The 17,405-nt window shown below is 66.5% G+C and carries 6 protein-coding genes; 4 read left to right on the top strand and 2 right to left on the bottom strand.

What is annotated here, in order from left to right:
• Positions 1 to 5: 5 nt before the first annotated feature.
• A complete protein-coding gene (locus CAF92_RS20455) occupies positions 6 to 1,658 on the bottom strand; it encodes a cyclic peptide export ABC transporter (RefSeq protein WP_013973744.1) in 1,653 nt (550 codons plus the stop codon).
• Positions 1,659 to 1,691: 33 nt separating this feature from the next.
• The gene (azu, locus tag CAF92_RS20450; RefSeq protein WP_046616452.1) at positions 1,692 to 2,141 is read right to left on the bottom strand and encodes an azurin; all 450 of its coding nucleotides are present in this window, start codon (positions 2,139 to 2,141) and stop codon (positions 1,692 to 1,694) included.
• A 181-nt stretch (positions 2,142 to 2,322) separates the two neighbouring features.
• Here azu and CAF92_RS20445 point away from each other — a divergent pair, with 181 nt between their 5' ends.
• The 4 genes from CAF92_RS20445 to CAF92_RS20430 all read left to right on the top strand — a co-directional run.
• Positions 2,323 to 3,306: a TauD/TfdA family dioxygenase gene (locus CAF92_RS20445; protein ID WP_085601771.1), complete on the top strand. Its 984-nt coding sequence runs from the start codon at positions 2,323 to 2,325 to the stop codon at positions 3,304 to 3,306.
• Positions 3,307 to 3,762: 456 nt separating this feature from the next.
• Positions 3,763 to 4,023: a DUF3077 domain-containing protein gene (locus CAF92_RS20440; protein WP_015271332.1), complete on the top strand. Its 261-nt coding sequence runs from the start codon at positions 3,763 to 3,765 to the stop codon at positions 4,021 to 4,023.
• A gap of 349 nt (positions 4,024 to 4,372) precedes the next feature.
• Entirely contained in the window at positions 4,373 to 10,840 is a 6,468-nt protein-coding gene (locus CAF92_RS20435; RefSeq protein ID WP_085601770.1) for a non-ribosomal peptide synthetase, read from the top strand.
• Between the two features lies 1 nt (position 10,841).
• On the top strand, positions 10,842 to 17,405 hold a 6,564-nt coding region (locus CAF92_RS20430), incomplete at its 3' end, for a non-ribosomal peptide synthetase (RefSeq protein ID WP_085601769.1).

Below are 17,405 nucleotides of genomic sequence, written 5' to 3'. Positions count from 1 at the left end.
CTATCTCAAGCCGGCTCCAACGCCTCCACCACTTTCCCCCGGCTAAGGTGCACCACCTTGTCCGCCGTATCGAAATACCGGTCATCATGCGAAATCACGATGATGGTCTTGCCCAAACGCTTCAGGTCCGGCAGCAGCTCGGTGTAGAACACCCGGCGGAAGGTCGGGTCCTGGTCCGCCGCCCATTCGTCGAACACCAGCACCGGCCGCCCGTCCAGCCAGGCATTGACCAGTGCCAGGCGCTTGCGCTGGCCGGTCGATAGGTCGGTAGTGGTAAAGGCTCCATCGCGCACGCTCACCTTGTGGGCGATTTCCAGTCTCTCCAGGTAGCGCGTGGCATCGCTGGGCAGGCTGTGTTCGTGCTCGGGCAAGTCGTCGAACAGGTAGTAGTCGGCGAACACCGTGGTGAACAGCTGGCGATAGTCATCCAGCCCCTCCGGGCCGACGGCCTTGCCGTTCAGGCGCACTTCGCCGCGTTGCGGGGTGTACAGGCCCAGCAGCAGCTTGATCAGCGAAGTCTTGCCGCAGCCGTTCTCGCCAACGATGAACAGGATCTCGCCCGGCTCGATGCTCAGGTTCACCGGCCCGACGCGGAACGGCTCGTTGCCGTCCACCGGCGGGTAGGCGTACTCGACGTTGTGCAGCTCCAGGTGCGCGCTGGCCGGGGCGGCGCGCTTGACCGGCGGCTCCAGCAGCAGGTGCGGCTCGGGCGAGGAGAAGCGCTCGGACAGGTCGGCAATGCGGCGGAACGCCACCTGGGCGCGGCCGAGGATCGGCAGGTTGCCGATCAAGGTTTCCAGCGGGCCTTTCATGTACAGCAGCACCAGCACGAAGCCGCTCATCACCGCCGGGTCGTTGCTCGGCCATAGCGATTGCAGGGCCAGGGTCAGGCCGATGACCACGAAGAACAGCATCGACCCCAGGCTCTTGGCCGCGACGAAGATGTTGATGGCGCGGATATGGGTGTTGGCGATGAAGTCGGCGGTGCCCTGGATGTTGCGGGTCAGCATGGCATGGCGGCGACGACGGTCGATGCGCAGCTCCTTGGCGCCCTCGGCGATGGCCGAGTAGTGCTTCTGCAGGTTGTCTTCGGCATCGCGGGCAGCGTTGAAACCGGCCACGCCTTTCTGCCTGGCCACGTACTGAATGCCACTGCCGATGCCGATGGCCGCCAGGGTGATGAGGAAGATCGGCCACGACAGCCAGGCCAGGTAGGCCATGCAGCCAGTCACGGTGGTGAGCGAGATGGCCAGCGGGGCGAAAGCGAAGGCAAAGTCGCTGATGGTGTCGACGTCGCGGGTCAGCACCGGGATCAGGCGGTGGGTGCGGTAGCGCTCGATCTGCTCGATCGGCGCCGACAGCACCTTGGCGCCGAGGTCCTTGCGCAGCCTGGCGATGACTTTCTGCCCAACGTAGTTGGTGCCGCTGTCGGCTGCCACGCTGCTGACCAGGGCCAGCACGCACAGGCCGGCGAAGGCCAGGATCACGCCCTGGCTCATGCCGCCGGCGGCATGCAGGCCCTGGTTGACGGTGGCCAGTAGGGCGGTCACGGCCAGGCCGCCGAGCATGCCCAGCAGCACCGAGACGATTACCGCCGGGCGGTAGGGTTTCAGCAGGCCCAGCAATTCGCGGATGGCCCCGGGGGAGGAGGTTTTCATGAAGCGTGATCTCGCTGGTGAGGTAGGGGCGGGTCAGCTGCCGAGGGTCAGGGAGCCTTTCATCAAGGTGCTGTGGAAAGGGAACGAGCAGTAGAAGCTGTACGCGGTACCTGCCTTCAGCGATCGGGTGTCGAGGCTGACGCTGTCTGTTTCACCGCCGCCGATCAGGCGGGTGTGAGCGATCACCCTGGTGTCGCCGGGCTTAACGTAGTCCAGCGCTTCGCCGGCTTTCTGGCCGTCGTCCAGCACGCCTTGCATGTCGGCCTGGGTACTCAGCACCCAGTTGTGGCCCATCACGTTCTTCGGCATGGCGCCAGGGTGGGTGAGCGTGACGGTGAACACGGCGCAGGCCTTGGGCACGGTGATGGTGGCCTTGTCGAAGGTCATCTGGTCGGTGCCATGGATTTCCACGGCGCATGGCTCTGCCGACCACGCGGCAGGGGCCACGGCGAGCAGGGCGAGGAGCAGGAGCTGGCGAGTCATGTACGGTTCCTGGGCGATAGAAGGGTGCACATCGTTCAGACGAACCGGCGCGTGCCAGCTTTACCTGTGTGTGTGGCCCTGGTGAATTTCCCCATGGCCCGCTCGTTCATCTAGTCAGGCGCCGACATGGCGCACATCCCGATTTCGCCGCCTATGCGGCCCTGGCTTGAGGTGACCGGACATGAGTGAACTGCTGAGCTTTGCGATCGAACCGCTGGACGCCGCGCGCGGCAACCTGCCGCTGCTGGTGCGCGCGCCGGAGCCGGGTATCGACCTGCTGGAAGCCTTTGCCGATTTGCAGTCGCTGGTGGACCAGCACTTGCTGCAGGCCGGCGGCATTCTGTTTCGCGGGTTCGAGGTGGGTGGCGCAGAGGCTTTCCGCCAGTTCGCCGCTTCCTTCGGCCACCCGCTGCTCAACTACGAGTTTGGCTCCACCCCGCGCAGCAACGTGACCAAGGGCGTGTACACATCCACCGAATACCCAGCGCACCAGAGCATCCCTCTGCACAACGAGCAGGCCTATACCCTGGAATGGCCGATGAAGATCTGGTTCTACAGCGTGATCCCCGCCGAGACCGGTGGCGAGACGCCGATTGCCGACAGCCGCGAGGTTTACCGGCGCATGCCGGCGCGCATTCGTGAGCGGCTGGTGGAGAAGGGGCTGATGTATGTGCGCAACTACGGCAACGGCCTTGATGTGGAATGGTCGCAGGTGTTCAACACTGAAGACCCGCGCCAGGTCGAGGCCTATTGCCGGGCGCATGCCATCGAGTGCATCTGGAAGGATGACGGCGAATTGCGCACCCGCCAGCGCTGCCAGGTGGTGGCGCGCCACCCGGTGACCGGGGAGGATGTGTGGTTCAACCAGGCGCATCTGTTCCATGTGTCGAACCTGCAGCCAGAGGTTCGCGAGTCGTTGATGGACATCGTCGAGGAAGAGGACCTGCCGCGTAACGTGTACTACGGCGACGGTACGACCATCGAGGATTCGCTGCTCGATGAAGTGCGTGGGGTGCTGGACGAATGCACTATCAGCTTTCCGTGGCAGGAAAACGATGTGCTGATGTTGGATAACATGCTCGCTGCGCATGCGCGGTCGCCGTTTACCGGCAAGCGCAAAGTGGTGGTGGCGATGGCGCAGGGGTATAGCGAGGTGTTGGGCTGACAGGTGTATGCCTTGGGTTTTGCAGCGCCTGTGAGATCGAGCGCCGCCCGCGCGGCGCTTGATCTCATAGGCGCTGAACCTGTCATGGCGAACACCTGTCAGCCCTGACGCATTCTCAAGACATGCCCCCAGCAACCTACAACAATCCCAGACTCTTCCTACGCCTCGGGACTGGCAACTCCACCCCCTGCGAAATACCCTACAACCTCTGTCGACACGCGTCTGATTGTTCCTGCAAATGCCGCACTCTAGGCTTTGCCCGTCGCTGACGGTTCAGCGATCGGGTGTGGAAACCTGCAGCAAGCATTTCAGGTTATGTCGTTCATGGCGGCTGTACCCGGGAGGCCTCGTGCCTACCGAGTTTTCCTTGAATGCACTCGGGTTTCCACCCCGTGTACAGCCGCCACCCTTCCTGTGGAAACGGAAGAGGCGGTCACCGAGCATTCAGGAAAACCAATGACCGATGAAACCAAAACCACCCCCGGTGTCACCTACTTCTACCAAGGCGAAGGCCAAACCCATCCGCTGTTCCGTATCGCTGAGGGCATCCCCTGCCGCAGCGCCCGGGAGCAAGCCTCGGAACTGATGGGCTATGCACGCGACTTGTCACTGACCGGTTTGATGGACGGCGATCAGCAGATGCTCTGGGCTTCGCATTACTTCGCAGCCATGGCCAAGGCGCTGCTGGATGATGCCGAGTTGGGTTTGCTGCGCTGATCCTTGTATTGGTTGGGCTGGCCCTTTCGCGGCTAAAGCCGCTCCTACAGGGATTGTGCATGCCTCAGGTTAAGCAGAATGCCTCAGGGTATGCACAACTCCTGTGGGAGCGGGCGTGCCCGCGAACACGGGCGAAGCCCGTGCCATCCATCGCGCTGCCTGCTTCGCGGGTAAACCCGCTCCCACAGGTACTGTACTGACACTGAGGTCGGTGATGACCCTGTGGGAGCGGGTTTACCCGCGAAGAGGCCCGTCAAGGCGACTCCCCAAGCCCAGGAATCCTCCACTAAATCAGCCCCCCACACCTTCGTCTGACAGTTACCGCTCGACTGCCAGGACACCGCTCGACATGAATGCCGACCAAACGCTCAAGCTCGCCCGCCGCTTCATCGAACTCAGCCCCGACAAGCGCCGCCTGTTCCTCAAGGCGCTGCAGGGCGAGGGCATGGATTTTTCCGTGCTGCCGATTGCGCCCGGGGTGGAGGTGGCCGAGCGTGATCAGCTGTCGTACGCCCAGCGGCGCATGTGGTTCCTCTGGCAGCTCGACCCGCAAGGTGCAGCGTACAACCTGCCCATGGCCGTGCGCCTGACGGGCCCGCTGGACCTGGCCGCCCTGCAGCACGCCTTCGATGCCCTGGTGGCCCGCCACGAAACCCTGCGCACCCGCTTCGTCGCCGACGGCGATGACGTGCGCCAGCAGGTCGATGCCAGCGCTGCTCCGTTGCAGCTGCACCAGGATGACCTGGCCGGCCTGGGCGAAGGCGCCCGTCAGGCCGCCATCGAAACCATCGCCGAAGCCGAAGCCCTGGCCCCCTTCGATCTGGCCAGCGGCCCGCTGCTGCGTGTGCGCCTGCTGCAACTGGCGGCACAGGAGCACATCCTGCTGCTCACCCTGCACCACATCGTCGCCGACGGCTGGTCGATGAACGTGCTGATCGACGAATTCCTGCACCTGTACGACGCCGCCGTGGCCGGCAGCGAAGCCCGCCTGGAACCGCTGCCGATCCAGTACCGCGACTACGCCCTGTGGCAGCGCAGCTGGCTCCAGGCCGGTGAGCAGGAGCGCCAGCTGGCCTACTGGCAGGCGCGCCTGGGCGACGACCATTCGCCGCTGGAACTGCCACTGGACCGCAGCCGCCAGGGCCGCCCCAGCTATCGCGGCGCACGTCACGAGTTCCCCATCGCTGCAGATGTTGCCGAACGCCTGCGCGGCCTGGCACGCAAACATAACGTCACCCTGTTCATGGTCCTGCTGGCAGCCTTCAAGCTGCTGCTGCAGCGCTACAGCGGGCAGTTGGCGATCCGTGTCGGCGTGCCCATCGCCAACCGCAACCGCGCCGAAAGCCAAGGGCTGATCGGCTGCTTCATCAATACCCAGGTACTGCACACCGAAATCGACCCGCTGCTGGACATCACCGGCCTGCTCCAGCGCGTGCGCGAAACCGCCGTAGGCGCGCAAAGCCACCAGGACCTGCCGTTCGAGCAACTGGTCGAAGCCCTGGACCTGCCGCGCAGCAGCGAGAGCCCGCTGTTCCGTGTGCTGTTCAACCACCAGGCGCAGGTGGCGGACGTGCAAGCCATCGAGACCCGCTCCGGCCTGAGCCTGGCGCCGGTCGTGCTGGCAAAGCACAGCGCCCGCTTCGACCTGGCGCTGGATACTCATGAGCGAGCGGGGCAGCTGCACGCAGCGTTCACTTATGCGACCGACGTATTCGATACGGCCACCGTCGAAGCCCTTGGCGAACAGTGGCTTGCCCTGGTACAGGCATTGGCCGACGAAGCGGGTGGCGCAGTCGGCGAGTTGCCAATGCCAGGCCTGGCCACAGCCATTGGCGCGCCTGCGCAGGCTGACGCAACGCTGCTGGTTCACCAGCGTTTTGCCTCGGCCGCCAGCCGCCACCCCGAACGCACGGCGGTGATGGCTGCGGGCGAGCAGGCCAGCTTCGCCGAGCTCGATGCCCGCGCCGAGGCCATTGCAGGTTGGTTGGCGGAGGCCGGTGCAGGGCCGGACACACTGGTCGGCGTGCTGGCCGACCGCAGTGTCGGCATGCTCGCCAGCATCCTCGGCGTACTCAAGGCCGGTGGCGCCTACCTGCCGCTGGAGCCCGAGCAGCCGACCGAACGCCTGGCCTACATGCTTGCCGACAGCGGCACGCGCCTGGTACTGGCGCCCGGTAACTGGCAGGCCGAACTGCCCGAGGGCGTGCAGTGCCTGGACTGGGCGCAAACCGGCAACGGTAGCGCCGCCCGCATCGCCCCGGCGCCGGCCAACCTGGCCTACGTGATCTACACCTCCGGCACCACCGGCCAGCCCAAGGGCGTGGCGATCAGCCACGGCGCCCTCGCCAACTACGTAGAAGCCATAGCCGCGCGCCTGCCGGTCGAGCGTATCGGCAGCATGGCTCAAGTCTCGACCCCGGCTGCCGACCTTGGCCACACCATGCTGTTCGGCGCCCTGTGCGGCGGCCACACGCTGCATTTGCTGCTACGCGAGCAGGTGCTGGATGCCGAAGGCTTTGCCGCCTACCTGGCCGAGCACCAGGTAGACGCGCTGAAGATCGTACCGTCGCACCTGGAAGCCATGTTGGTGGCTGGCCGCTCGGCGTTGCCCGCGCAGTGCCTGGTGCTCGGTGGCGAGGCCATCAGCCCGAGCCTGCTGGGCAAGGTCCGCAACCTGGCCCCGGCGCTGAAGGTGTTCAACCACTACGGCCCGACCGAGACCACCGTCGGTGTGCTGGTCGCCGAACTGAACGAGCAGGCCAGCCTCGGCCAGCCACTGGCCAACACCCGCGTCGCGGTGCTCGACCGCTGCCTGCAACCCCTGCCGGCCAAGGCGAAAGGCGAGCTGTACATCGGTGGCGCCGGCCTGGCCCGTGGCTACCTGAACCGCCCGGCACTTACCGCCGAGCGCTTCGTCCCCGACCCGAATGGCAGCCACGGCCAGCGCCTGTACCGCAGCGGTGACTGGGTACGCCAAGGCAGCGACCTGCAGTTCGCCGGGCGCATGGATGGCCAGGTGAAGATCCGTGGCTATCGCGTGGAACTGGCCGAAATCGAAAACCAGCTGCGTGCCCTGGGCGGTGTCACCAACGCCCTGGTCCGCGTGCATGGCCAGGCGCCGCAACTGCAACTGGCTGCCTGGCTGGTGCCGAGCCAGATGCCGGTCGACAGGCTGGCCTGGCAGGAATCGATCCGCGCCAGCCTCAAGAGCCTGCTGCCCGAGCACATGGTGCCGACCCACCTGATGGTGCTGGAGCACCTGCCGGTCACGGTCAACGGCAAGGTCGATGTCAAGGCGCTGCCGGAGCCCGTCGCCACCCAGGTGGCCTATCAGGCGCCGCAGACCCCACTGCAAACGCAATTGGCACAGATCTGGGCGCAAGTCCTGCAAGTGCCGCAGGTAGGCCTGGGCGACAACTTCTTTGCCCTTGGCGGCCATTCGCTGCTGGCCACCCAGGCGGTATCGCGGATACGCAAGCAACTGGGCCTGGATATCCCGCTGCGCAGCCTGTTCGACACCGTCGACCTGCAGGCCTTTGCCCAGGCAGTGGCCGAAGGCGAGCAGGGCGCCGGCCTGGACATCGAGATCCTCGACCGCCAGCAACCGCTGCCGGTGTCCCGCTCGCAAAACCGCCAGTGGCTGTTCTGGAAGCTCAACCCCGAAAGCCTGGCCTACAACACGCCGATGGCCGTGCGCATGCAGGGCCACCTCGACCACTGTGCAGTGCAGGCTGCACTGGATGCCTTGGTAACTCGCCACGAGTCGTTGCGCACGGTGTTCGTCGAGGCCGACGGCGTACCCTGGCAGCGCATCCTGCCGGCCACCACGGTAGCGATCGGTTTCGAAGACCTCAGCGGCCAGGGCCACGCCGCGCAGATGCGCAAGCTGGAAGCAGAAGCCTTCGTCCCGTTCGACCTGGAGCACGGCCCCCTGCTGCGCGCGCGGCTGTTCAAGGTGCATGAGCAGGAGCACCTGTTGTCGCTGACGTTGCACCATATCGTCTCCGATGGCTGGTCGATGAGCCTGCTGGTGCGCGAGTTCGCCGCCGCCTACAACGCCGCCGCCACGGGCCAGACGCAAACCATCGAACCATTGCCGGTGCAGTACGCCGACTTCGCCGCCTGGCAGCGCAAGTGGTTGGCCGAGGGGCAGATGCAGGCGCAGATCGACTACTGGAAGGCCCGCCTGGAAGACGACTTCGAAGTGCTGGAACTGCCTGCCGACCGCATTCGCCCGCAGGTCAGAAGCTACCAGGGCAGCCGCTTCGACGTGCGCCTGCCACAGGCCCTCACCGAGCGCCTGCGAGCCCTGGCGGTGGCATCCAACGCCACGCTGTTCCATGTGTTCCTGGCGGCCTATGCGATCGTGCTGTCGCGCTACAGCCGCAAGGACACGCTCAACATCGGCGTGCCGGTCACCAACCGCAACCGTCTGGAACTGGAAGGGCTGATCGGCTTCTTCATCAACGTGGTGGTGGCCCGTATCAGTGTCGATGGCAGCCAGCCTTTCCCGCAGTTGCTGGCGGCGATCAAGGAAACTACCTTGCAGGCCCAGGCCAACAAGGATGTGCCGTTCCTCGAAGTAGCCGAGGCCCTGTACCCCGATCGTGCTCAAGGTGTGAACCCGTTCTTCCAGGTGCTGTACAACCACCTGCGCGACCTTGGCGAGCAGGTGTCCGGCGATGCCCTGCACGGCCTGCGGGTCAAGGAAGTGGACCTGCTGGAGCCGGGCGCGCAGTACGACATCTCGCTCAACACCCTGGAACGCACCGATGGCGTAACCGCCTCGTTCAACTATTCCACCGACCTGTTCGATGCCGCACGTATCGAGCGCATGGCCGGGCATTGGCAGGCACTGCTGCACGCCATCTGCGCCGAACCGCAGCGCTGCATTGCCGAGCTGGACTTCCTTGGCAGTGCCGAACGCCAGCAGCTGACCTACGGCTGGAACCCGGCATCCCAGGCTGGCAGCGGCTTGTGCGCACACCAGTTGCTGGAGCGCCAGGCGCGTGAGCGGCCGGATGCACTGGCGCTGGTCTTCGATGACCAGCAGATGACCTACGCCGAACTGGACCGCAGCAGCAACCGGTTGGCCCAACGCCTGCGGGCGCTGGGCGTGGGGCCGGACTGCCTGGTCGGCGTGGCTGTCGAGCGTGGCTTGGGCATGGCCCTGGCGCTGATCGCCATTCACAAGGCGGGTGGCGCCTATGTGCCGCTGGACCCGGACTACCCGCAGGAACGCCTGGCCTACATGGTCGAGGACAGCAATATCGGCCTGCTGCTGGCCGATGCTCCTTCGCGTGAGCGCCTGCAACTGGGCAAGCAACTGCCCTGCGTGGTACTGGAGCCGGGCACCGAGTGGCTGCACGCCTGGCCCGCCGAACCGCTGGCCAACCTGGCGGCACCGCACAACCTCGCCTACGTCATCTACACCTCCGGCTCCACCGGCATGCCCAAGGGCGTGGCCATCGACCACCAGGCCCTGTCGCTGTTCTGCCAGGTGGCCGGCGACTATTCGCGCCTCAGCCCGGGCGATCGCGTGCTGCAGTTCGCCACCATCAGCTTCGATGGCTTCATCGAGCAGTTCTTCCCGCCGCTGGCCAAGGGTGCCTGTGTGGTGCTGCGCGACCTGCGGCTGTGGGACACCGCCACCCTGCTGGAGGAAATCAACCGCCACGGCGTGACCGTGGCCGACCTGCCGGCGGCCTACTGGCGGCTGCTGGCGCTGGAGCGCCGAGCCCCCGAGGCCTATGGCTGGCTGAAGCAGATTCACGTGGGGGGGGAGGCGGTACCGGAAGATGCCCTGCGCGCCTGGCTGGCCGACGGCCCGCCAGCGGTGCGCCTGCTGAATACCTACGGCCCGACCGAAGCCACCGTGGTCGCCACCACCTACGACTGCTCGCAGATGACCGTGGAGCAGGTCAGCCAGGGCGGCGTACCGATCGGCCGTGCCTTGCCGGGGCGTACCCTGCATGCCCTGGACGATGGCCTGGCGCCGACACCGGTGGGCGTGCCCGGCGAGCTGTTCATCGGCGGGGCAGGGTGCCTGGCGCGCGGTTATCACCAGCGGCCGTCACTCACCGCCGAGCGTTTCATCCCCGACCCGTTCGACCCGGTTGGCGGTGGCCGCCTGTACCGCACTGGCGACCTCGGCTGCTACGACGAAAACGGCCAGCTGGCCTATCGCGGCCGGGTCGACCACCAGGTGAAGGTGCGCGGCTTCCGTATCGAGCTGGGCGAGATCGAGCAGTACCTGCGGGCGCACCCGGACGTTCGCGAAGCCACAGTGCTGGCCATCGACCTGCCCAGTGGCAAGCAGCTGTGCGCCTATGCGGTGCCGGCCGAAGGCTACCGTGGCGATCTGCGCCAGGCCCTGAAGCAGTACCTCAAGGCCAGCCTGCCGGACTACATGATCCCGGCCTACCTGGTGACCCTGCCGAGCATGCCGCTGACCCCCAGCGGCAAACTCGACCGCAAGGCCCTGCCGCTGCCCGACCCGAACCAGCCGCAGCATGACTACCAGGCGCCGCAGAGCGAGCGGCAGCAGCAGCTGGCGAGCATCTGGGCGCAGTTGCTCAACGTTGCCCGGGTCGGCCTGAACGACAACTTCTTCGAGCTGGGCGGCCACTCCTTGCTGGCGGCCCAGGCCGTGTCGCGGATCAACGTCGAGCTGGGGCTGGACATCCCCCTGCGGCTGATCTTCAGCCACCCGGAACTACGCGCGTTCGCCCAGGCACTGGACGAGCAGGGCCTGTCGCTCTCCGACGATGGCCTGAGCGATATCGAACAAATGATGAATGCATTCACAGAGGCCTGACATGGAACTTACTGCCGCACAACGCATCGCCCAACGTTTCGTTGGCCTCCCCGTGGAGCAACGCCAGCAGATCCTGGAAAAGATGCAGGCCACCGGGCAGAGCTTCCGCCTGCTGCCCATCGTGCCCGCGCGCCAGGGCCTTGCGCGCATTCCGCTGTCGTACGCCCAGCAACGCCTGCTGTTTCTCTGGCAGCTGGAGCCCGACAGCCCGGCCTACAACGTGCCCATGGCGGTACGCCTGAAGGGCGAGCTGGACCAGGCGGTGCTGCAACAGGCACTGGATGCACTGGTGCAACGCCACGAATCGCTGCGCACGCGCTTTGCCTCGGAGGAGGGCGAGTTCTACCAGGAAATCCTCGAGCACTGCCCGCTGGCGCTGGAACGGGTGATGTTCGACGGTGCCGTCGATGAGGCAGCGCTGAGCGTGGCCGTGGACGCGGCTCTCAAGCAGCCCTTCGACCTGCTGACCGGTCCGCTGCTGCGGGTGACCCTGCTGCGCGTGGCCGCCGATCACCACGTGCTGGCGCTGAGCATGCACCACATCATCTCCGATGGCTGGTCCAGCGATGTGCTGGTGCAGGAATTCATCCGGCTGTACAGCGCCCTGGCCGAAGGCCGGCAGGCTGAGTTGCCGGCGCTGCCGATCCAGTACGCCGACTACGCCATCTGGCAGCGCGCCTGGCTCGAGGCCGGTGAAGCGCAGCGCCAGTTGGCCTACTGGCAGGCCCAGCTGGGCGACGAGCAGCCGGTGCTGAGCCTGCCGCTGGACTTCGAGCGCCCGGCCACGCCCAGCCAGCGTGGCGCGGTGGTGCGCGTGGACATAGGCGCCGAGCAGGCCGAGGCCCTGCGCAGCCAGGCGCGCAAGGGTGGCCACACGTTGTTCGTGCTGGTACTGGCCGCAATGGCGGTTGTGTTGTCGCGTTACAGCGGCCAGGCCGATATCCGCATCGGTGCCCCGAATGCCGGGCGCAACCGCAAGGAGCTGGAAGGCCTGATCGGCTTCTTCATCAATACTCAGGTTTTGCGTGTGCAGGTGGACGAGCGCGCCACCTTCGCCACGTTGCTGGAGCAGGTCAAAGACGTGATAGGCGGCGCCCAGTCGCACCAGGAACTGCCGTTCGAGCACCTGGTCGATGCCTTGCTGCCCGAGCGCAACCTGGCCCACAACCCGCTGTTCCAGTTCAAGATCAACCAGCACGTGGCCGCCAGCGATGCAGGGCGCAAGCGCCTGGGCGCGCTGGAGGTGGAAGGCTTTGCCCGTGACGGCGGCGACGCCCGCTTCGACCTGGCGTTCGACTTCTCCGACAAGGCCGACGGCATCGAAGGCTACTTCACCTACGCCACCGACCTGTTCGAGCAGGCCACCATCGAACGCATGGCCGCTTCGCTGCGCCAGGTGCTGGATGCGCTGGCCCGCGACCCGCAGCAGGCGATCGTCGACAGCCCGCAAATGGCGACGCTGCTGCCAGCAGCCATGCAGGCCTACCCGCATGGCGACTTCCTCGCTTTGTGGCGCCAGGCAATGGCGCAAGGCCAGGCCCACGGCGGTGTGCGTGCCGGTGACCGGTTCATGACCCAGGCCGGGCTGGAGGCGGCGTCCAACCGCCTGGCCGACTACCTGCGCCAGCGCGGCGTCGGTGTCGGCAGCATCGTCGCCCTGATCCTGCCGCGCTCCATCGAGTGGGTCGGCGCCTTGCTGGCGGTGCTCAAGACCGGCGCCGCCTACCTGCCGCTTGACACCCAGCAGCCGCAGGAGCGCCTGCAACAACTGATTGCCGACAGTGGCGCCGCCGTACTTCTGCATGAGCCGGGCGACCAGCGCTTCGCCGGCCTGGACGGCGTGCAGCTGATTGCCTGCGATCACACCGCCTGGGCAACCTGCAGCGACAGCCCGGTCGAGGTAGCCATCGCCGCCGAACACCCAGCCTATCTGATCTACACCTCGGGCTCGACCGGCCAGCCGAAAGGCGTGCTGGTCAGCCACGGAGCGCTGGCCAGTTACACCCAGGCGGTGCTGGAACGCTTGCAACTGCCGGCCGAGGCCAGCATGGCGATGGTCTCCACCACCGCAGCCGACCTGGGCCACACCGTGCTGTTCGGTGCCTTGGCCTCGGGCCGCCTGCTGCACCTGCTGCCACAGGAACTGGCATTCGACCCGGATGGCTTCGCCAGCTACATGGCGCAGCACCAGGTCGGCGTGCTGAAGCTGGTGCCGAGCCACCTGCAAGGCTTGCTGCAAGCGGCCCGCGCCACCGATGTGCTGCCCGCCGAGGCGCTGATCCTGGGGGGTGAGGCATGCAGCTGGGGCCTGTTGGAAAAAATCCGCGAGCTGCGCCCGACCTGCCGGGTCATCAACCACTACGGCCCGACGGAAACCACAGTCGGCGTGCTCACCTTCGAGCCGGGGCAGCCGCTGCCAGGTTGCCGCACGGTGCCGGTCGGGCGCCCGCTGGGCAACGCCTGCGCCCAGGTGCTGGATGGCTACCTCAACCCGATGGCGGCGCAGGTGCCCGGTGAGCTTTACCTGGGCGGGCAAGGCGTCGCCCAGGGCTACCTGGGCCAGCCAGCGTTGACCGCCGAACGCTTCGTGCCGAGCGAGGGTGGTGCACGCCTGTACCGCACCGGCGACCGCGCGAGGCTGACTGCCGACGGCCTGGTCGAGTTCATCGGCCGTGCCGACGATCAGGTGAAGATCCGTGGCTATCGCGTGGAGCCGGGTGAAGTCGGCCGGGTAATGGCCGGTCTGCCCGGTGTCAGCGAGGCCGTGGTACTGGCCTTGCCATTGGAGGGTGACGCCGAGCGCTTGCAGCTGGTGGGCTACGGGGTGGCCGACGCAGGCGTGACCGTGCAGCAACTGCAGGCGCAATTGCAGGCGCGCCTGCCGGACTACATGGTGCCGGCGCAGATACTGCTGCTGGAGCGCCTGCCACTGACTGCCAACGGCAAGCTCGACAAGCGCGCCTTGCCGGCACCGGGCGCGGTCAGCCGTGGCTACGTGGCGCCGCAAGGTGATATCGAGGAAAAGCTGGCCGCCGTGTGGGCCGATGTGCTCAAGCTGGAGCAGGTCGGCAGCACCGACAACTTCTTCGAACTGGGCGGCGACTCGATCCTCAGCCTGCAGATCATCGCCCGGGCCAAACGCCAGGGCATCAGGATTACCCCCAAGCAGTTGTTCGAACAACAGACCATCGCCCAGCTGGCCCAGGTAGCCAAGCGCATCGAGGCCAAGCAAGCGGTTGCGGCCGCAGCCGTGGACACCGCCACCAGCGGTGAGGTGGCATTGCTGCCGGCCCAGGCGCGGTTCTTCGAGATGGAGATCGCCCAGCCGGCGCACTGGAACCAGTCGGTGCTGCTCAAGCCGGCCAGCCCGGTGCAGGAGCAACACCTGGAGGCAGCCCTGCGTGCCGTGGTCGAACAGCACGATGCCCTGCGCCTGCGCTTCAATCGTGGCGAAAGCCAGTGGCAGGCGCGCTTCCAGCCGTTGGCCAATGCACCACTGCTGCGCCAGCGCAACCTGGCCGCACTGAGTGAACTGGACGCCGCCGGCAACCAGGTACAGGCCAGCCTGAACCTGGAGCACGGGCCGCTGCTGCGTGCCGAACTGTTCGATTTCGCCGATGGCCAGCAGCGTCTGTTGCTGGTGGTCCATCATTTGGTGGTCGACGGCGTGTCGTGGCGGGTATTGCTCGAAGACCTGCAAGCGGCCTACCGGCAACTGCTGAACGGCCAGGCCGTGAGCCTGCCCGCCAAGACCACCTCGGTAAAAACCTGGGCCGAGCGCCTGGTCAGCCATGCCGGCAGCCCGGCGCTGCAAGCACAGCGGGACTACTGGCTGCAGGCCCTGGCCGGCGATAACGGCGAACTGCCGCGTGACAACCCGCAGGGCAGCCTGGCCAATACCCATGCCCGCACCGCCGCCACGCGGCTGGACGCCGAGCGCACCGCCAAGCTGCTGAAACAGGCCCCGGCGGCCTACCGCACGCAGATCAACGACCTGCTGCTGACCGCGCTGGCGCGTACCCTGTGCCGGTGGAGCGCAGGGGATAACGTGCAGGTACTGCTGGAGGGCCATGGCCGCGAAGACCTGTTCGACGAGCTCGACCTCAGCCGCACCGTGGGCTGGTTCACCAGCCTGTTCCCGGTGCGCCTCACACCCGGCCAGAACCTTGGCCAGTCGATCAAGGCGATCAAGGAGCAACTGCGCAGCGTGCCGGACAAAGGCCTCGGCTACGGCCTGTTGCGTTACCTCGGCGATGCTGAAGTGCGTGACCAGCTCGAGCGTGCCACCCAGGCCCGTGTCACCTTCAACTACCTGGGCCAGTTCGATGCCAGCTTCGATGCCGAGGCCGGCGCCCTGTTCACCCCGAGCGGGGAAAGCGCAGGCCGTACCCAATGTGCCGGCGCACAACTGGGCAACTGGCTGAGCATCACCGGCCAGGTGTACGGCGGCGAGCTGTTCCTGGAGTGGACCTACAGCGCCGACGTTCATCACCCGGCCACCATCGAGCAGTTGGCCCAGGCCTATGGGCAGGCGTTGGCAGAGCTGGTCGAGCACTGCTGCGATGCCCGGCACCAGGGCGTGACGCCGTCGGACTTCCCGCTGGCCGCGCTGACCCAGGCGCAACTGGACAGCTTGCCGCTGGAACCCAGGCAGATCGCCGATGTGTACCCGCTGTCACCCATGCAGCAGGGTATGTTGTTCCACACCCTTTACGACCAGCAGGCCGGCAACTACATCAACCAGCTGCGCGTGGATGTGGATGGGCTGGATGTACAGCGTTTCCAGCAGGCTTGGCAGGCCACGCTCGATGCCCACGACATCCTGCGCAGCGGTTTCATCCTGCAGGGCGAACTGGAGCAGGCCGTGCAGGTGGTACGCAAGGCCGTCGAACTGCCGTGCAGCGAGCACGACTGGCGTGGCCAGCCGGCGCTGGAGCAGGCATTGCAAGCCCTGGCCGAGGGTGAGCGCCAGCGCGGCTTCGACCTGTCTGCCGCGCCGCTGCTGCGCCTGGTACTGGTGCGCACGGGCGATACCCGCCATCACCTGATCTACACCAACCACCACATCCTCATGGACGGCTGGAGCACGTCGCGCCTGTTGGGCGAGGTGCTGCAGCGCTATGCCGGCCTGGCGCCGCAGGCACAGGCCACGCACTACCGCGACTACATCGCCTGGCTGCAGGGCCAGGACGCGGCAGTTGCCGAAGCCTTCTGGAAAGTTCAGCTTGCGGCCCTGGACGAGCCGACCCGATTGGCCCAGGCCATCGCCGGCAGCGCAGGCGCGAGCGGTAGCGGTCATGGCGACCACCGCCTGGCCTTCGACCCTGAGCAGACCGCGCGCATCGAAGCCTTCGCCCGGGCCAACCGGGTCACGGTCAACACCCTGGTGCAATCGGCCTGGCTGCTGCTGTTGCAGCGCTGCACCGGTCAGGCCAGCGTGTGCTTCGGCGCCACGGTCGCCGGCCGCCCGGCAGACCTGCCGGGCATAGAGGAGCAGATCGGCCTGTTCATCAACACCTTGCCGGTGATTGGCGCCCCGCGCGCCGAGCAGACCGTGGCCGAGTGGGTCGGCCAGGTGCAGGCCGGCAACCTGGCCGTGCGCGAGTTCGAGCACACGCCGCTGTACGACGTGCAGCGCTGGGCGGGGCAGGGCGGTGACGCCTTGTTCGACAGCATCCTGGTGTTCGAGAACTACCCGGTGGCCGAGGCGCTGCAACAGGGCGCGCCTGGTGGCCTGCGCTTCGGCGACGTGGCCGTGCAGGAGCAGACCAACTACCCACTGACCCTGGTGGTGGAGCTGGGAACGACGCTGTCGATGCAGTACAGCCACGACCGTGCGTTGTGGAGTGACGAGAACATTGGCCGCCTGGCTGGTTACTTTGCCAACTTGCTGCAGGCGCTGGTGGAGAATGCTGACGCGGTGGTTGGCGAGCTGCCAATGCTGGGACTGCCAGAACAGCAACAGATGGTCGAAGGCTGGAACGAAACCCAGGCGACATACCCGAAGGAGCGCAGCATTCACCAGCTGATCGAAGCCCAGGTACTCGCCACCCCGGACGCCCCGGCGCTGGTGTTTGGCGAGCAGACCCTGAGCTATGCCGAGCTCAACCGCCGTGGCAACCAGCTGGCGCACAAGCTGCGCGAGCAGGGCGTGGGCCCGGACGTGCTGGTGGGCATCGCCATGGAGCGCAGCCTGGAGATGGTCGTCGGCCTGCTGGGTATCGTGAAGGCCGGCGGCGCCTATGTGCCACTGGACCCGGAATATCCCCAGGACCGTCTGAGCTACATGTTCGAGGACAGCGGCATCGCCTTGCTGCTGACCCAGTCGCATCTGCACGAAGCCCTGCCGATCCCGGCCGGCCTGCGCAGCCTGGACCTGGATACCGAGAACTTGGACGGCTACAGCGATGCCAACCCGAACATCGATGTGGCCCCGCTGAACCTCGCCTACGTGATCTACACCTCTGGCTCCACCGGTCGCCCGAAGGGCGCTGGCAACAGCCATCAGGCGCTGGTCAACCGGCTGTGCTGGATGCAGAAAGCCTACGGCCTGGATGCCAGCGAC

Source organism: Pseudomonas sp. B10(2017), assembly GCF_002113295.1.
Classification (GTDB): Bacteria; Pseudomonadota; Gammaproteobacteria; order Pseudomonadales; family Pseudomonadaceae; genus Aquipseudomonas; species Aquipseudomonas pudica.
The sequence above is the reverse complement of the archived record's forward strand: the minus strand, read 5'-3'. Positions and strand labels throughout refer to the sequence as shown.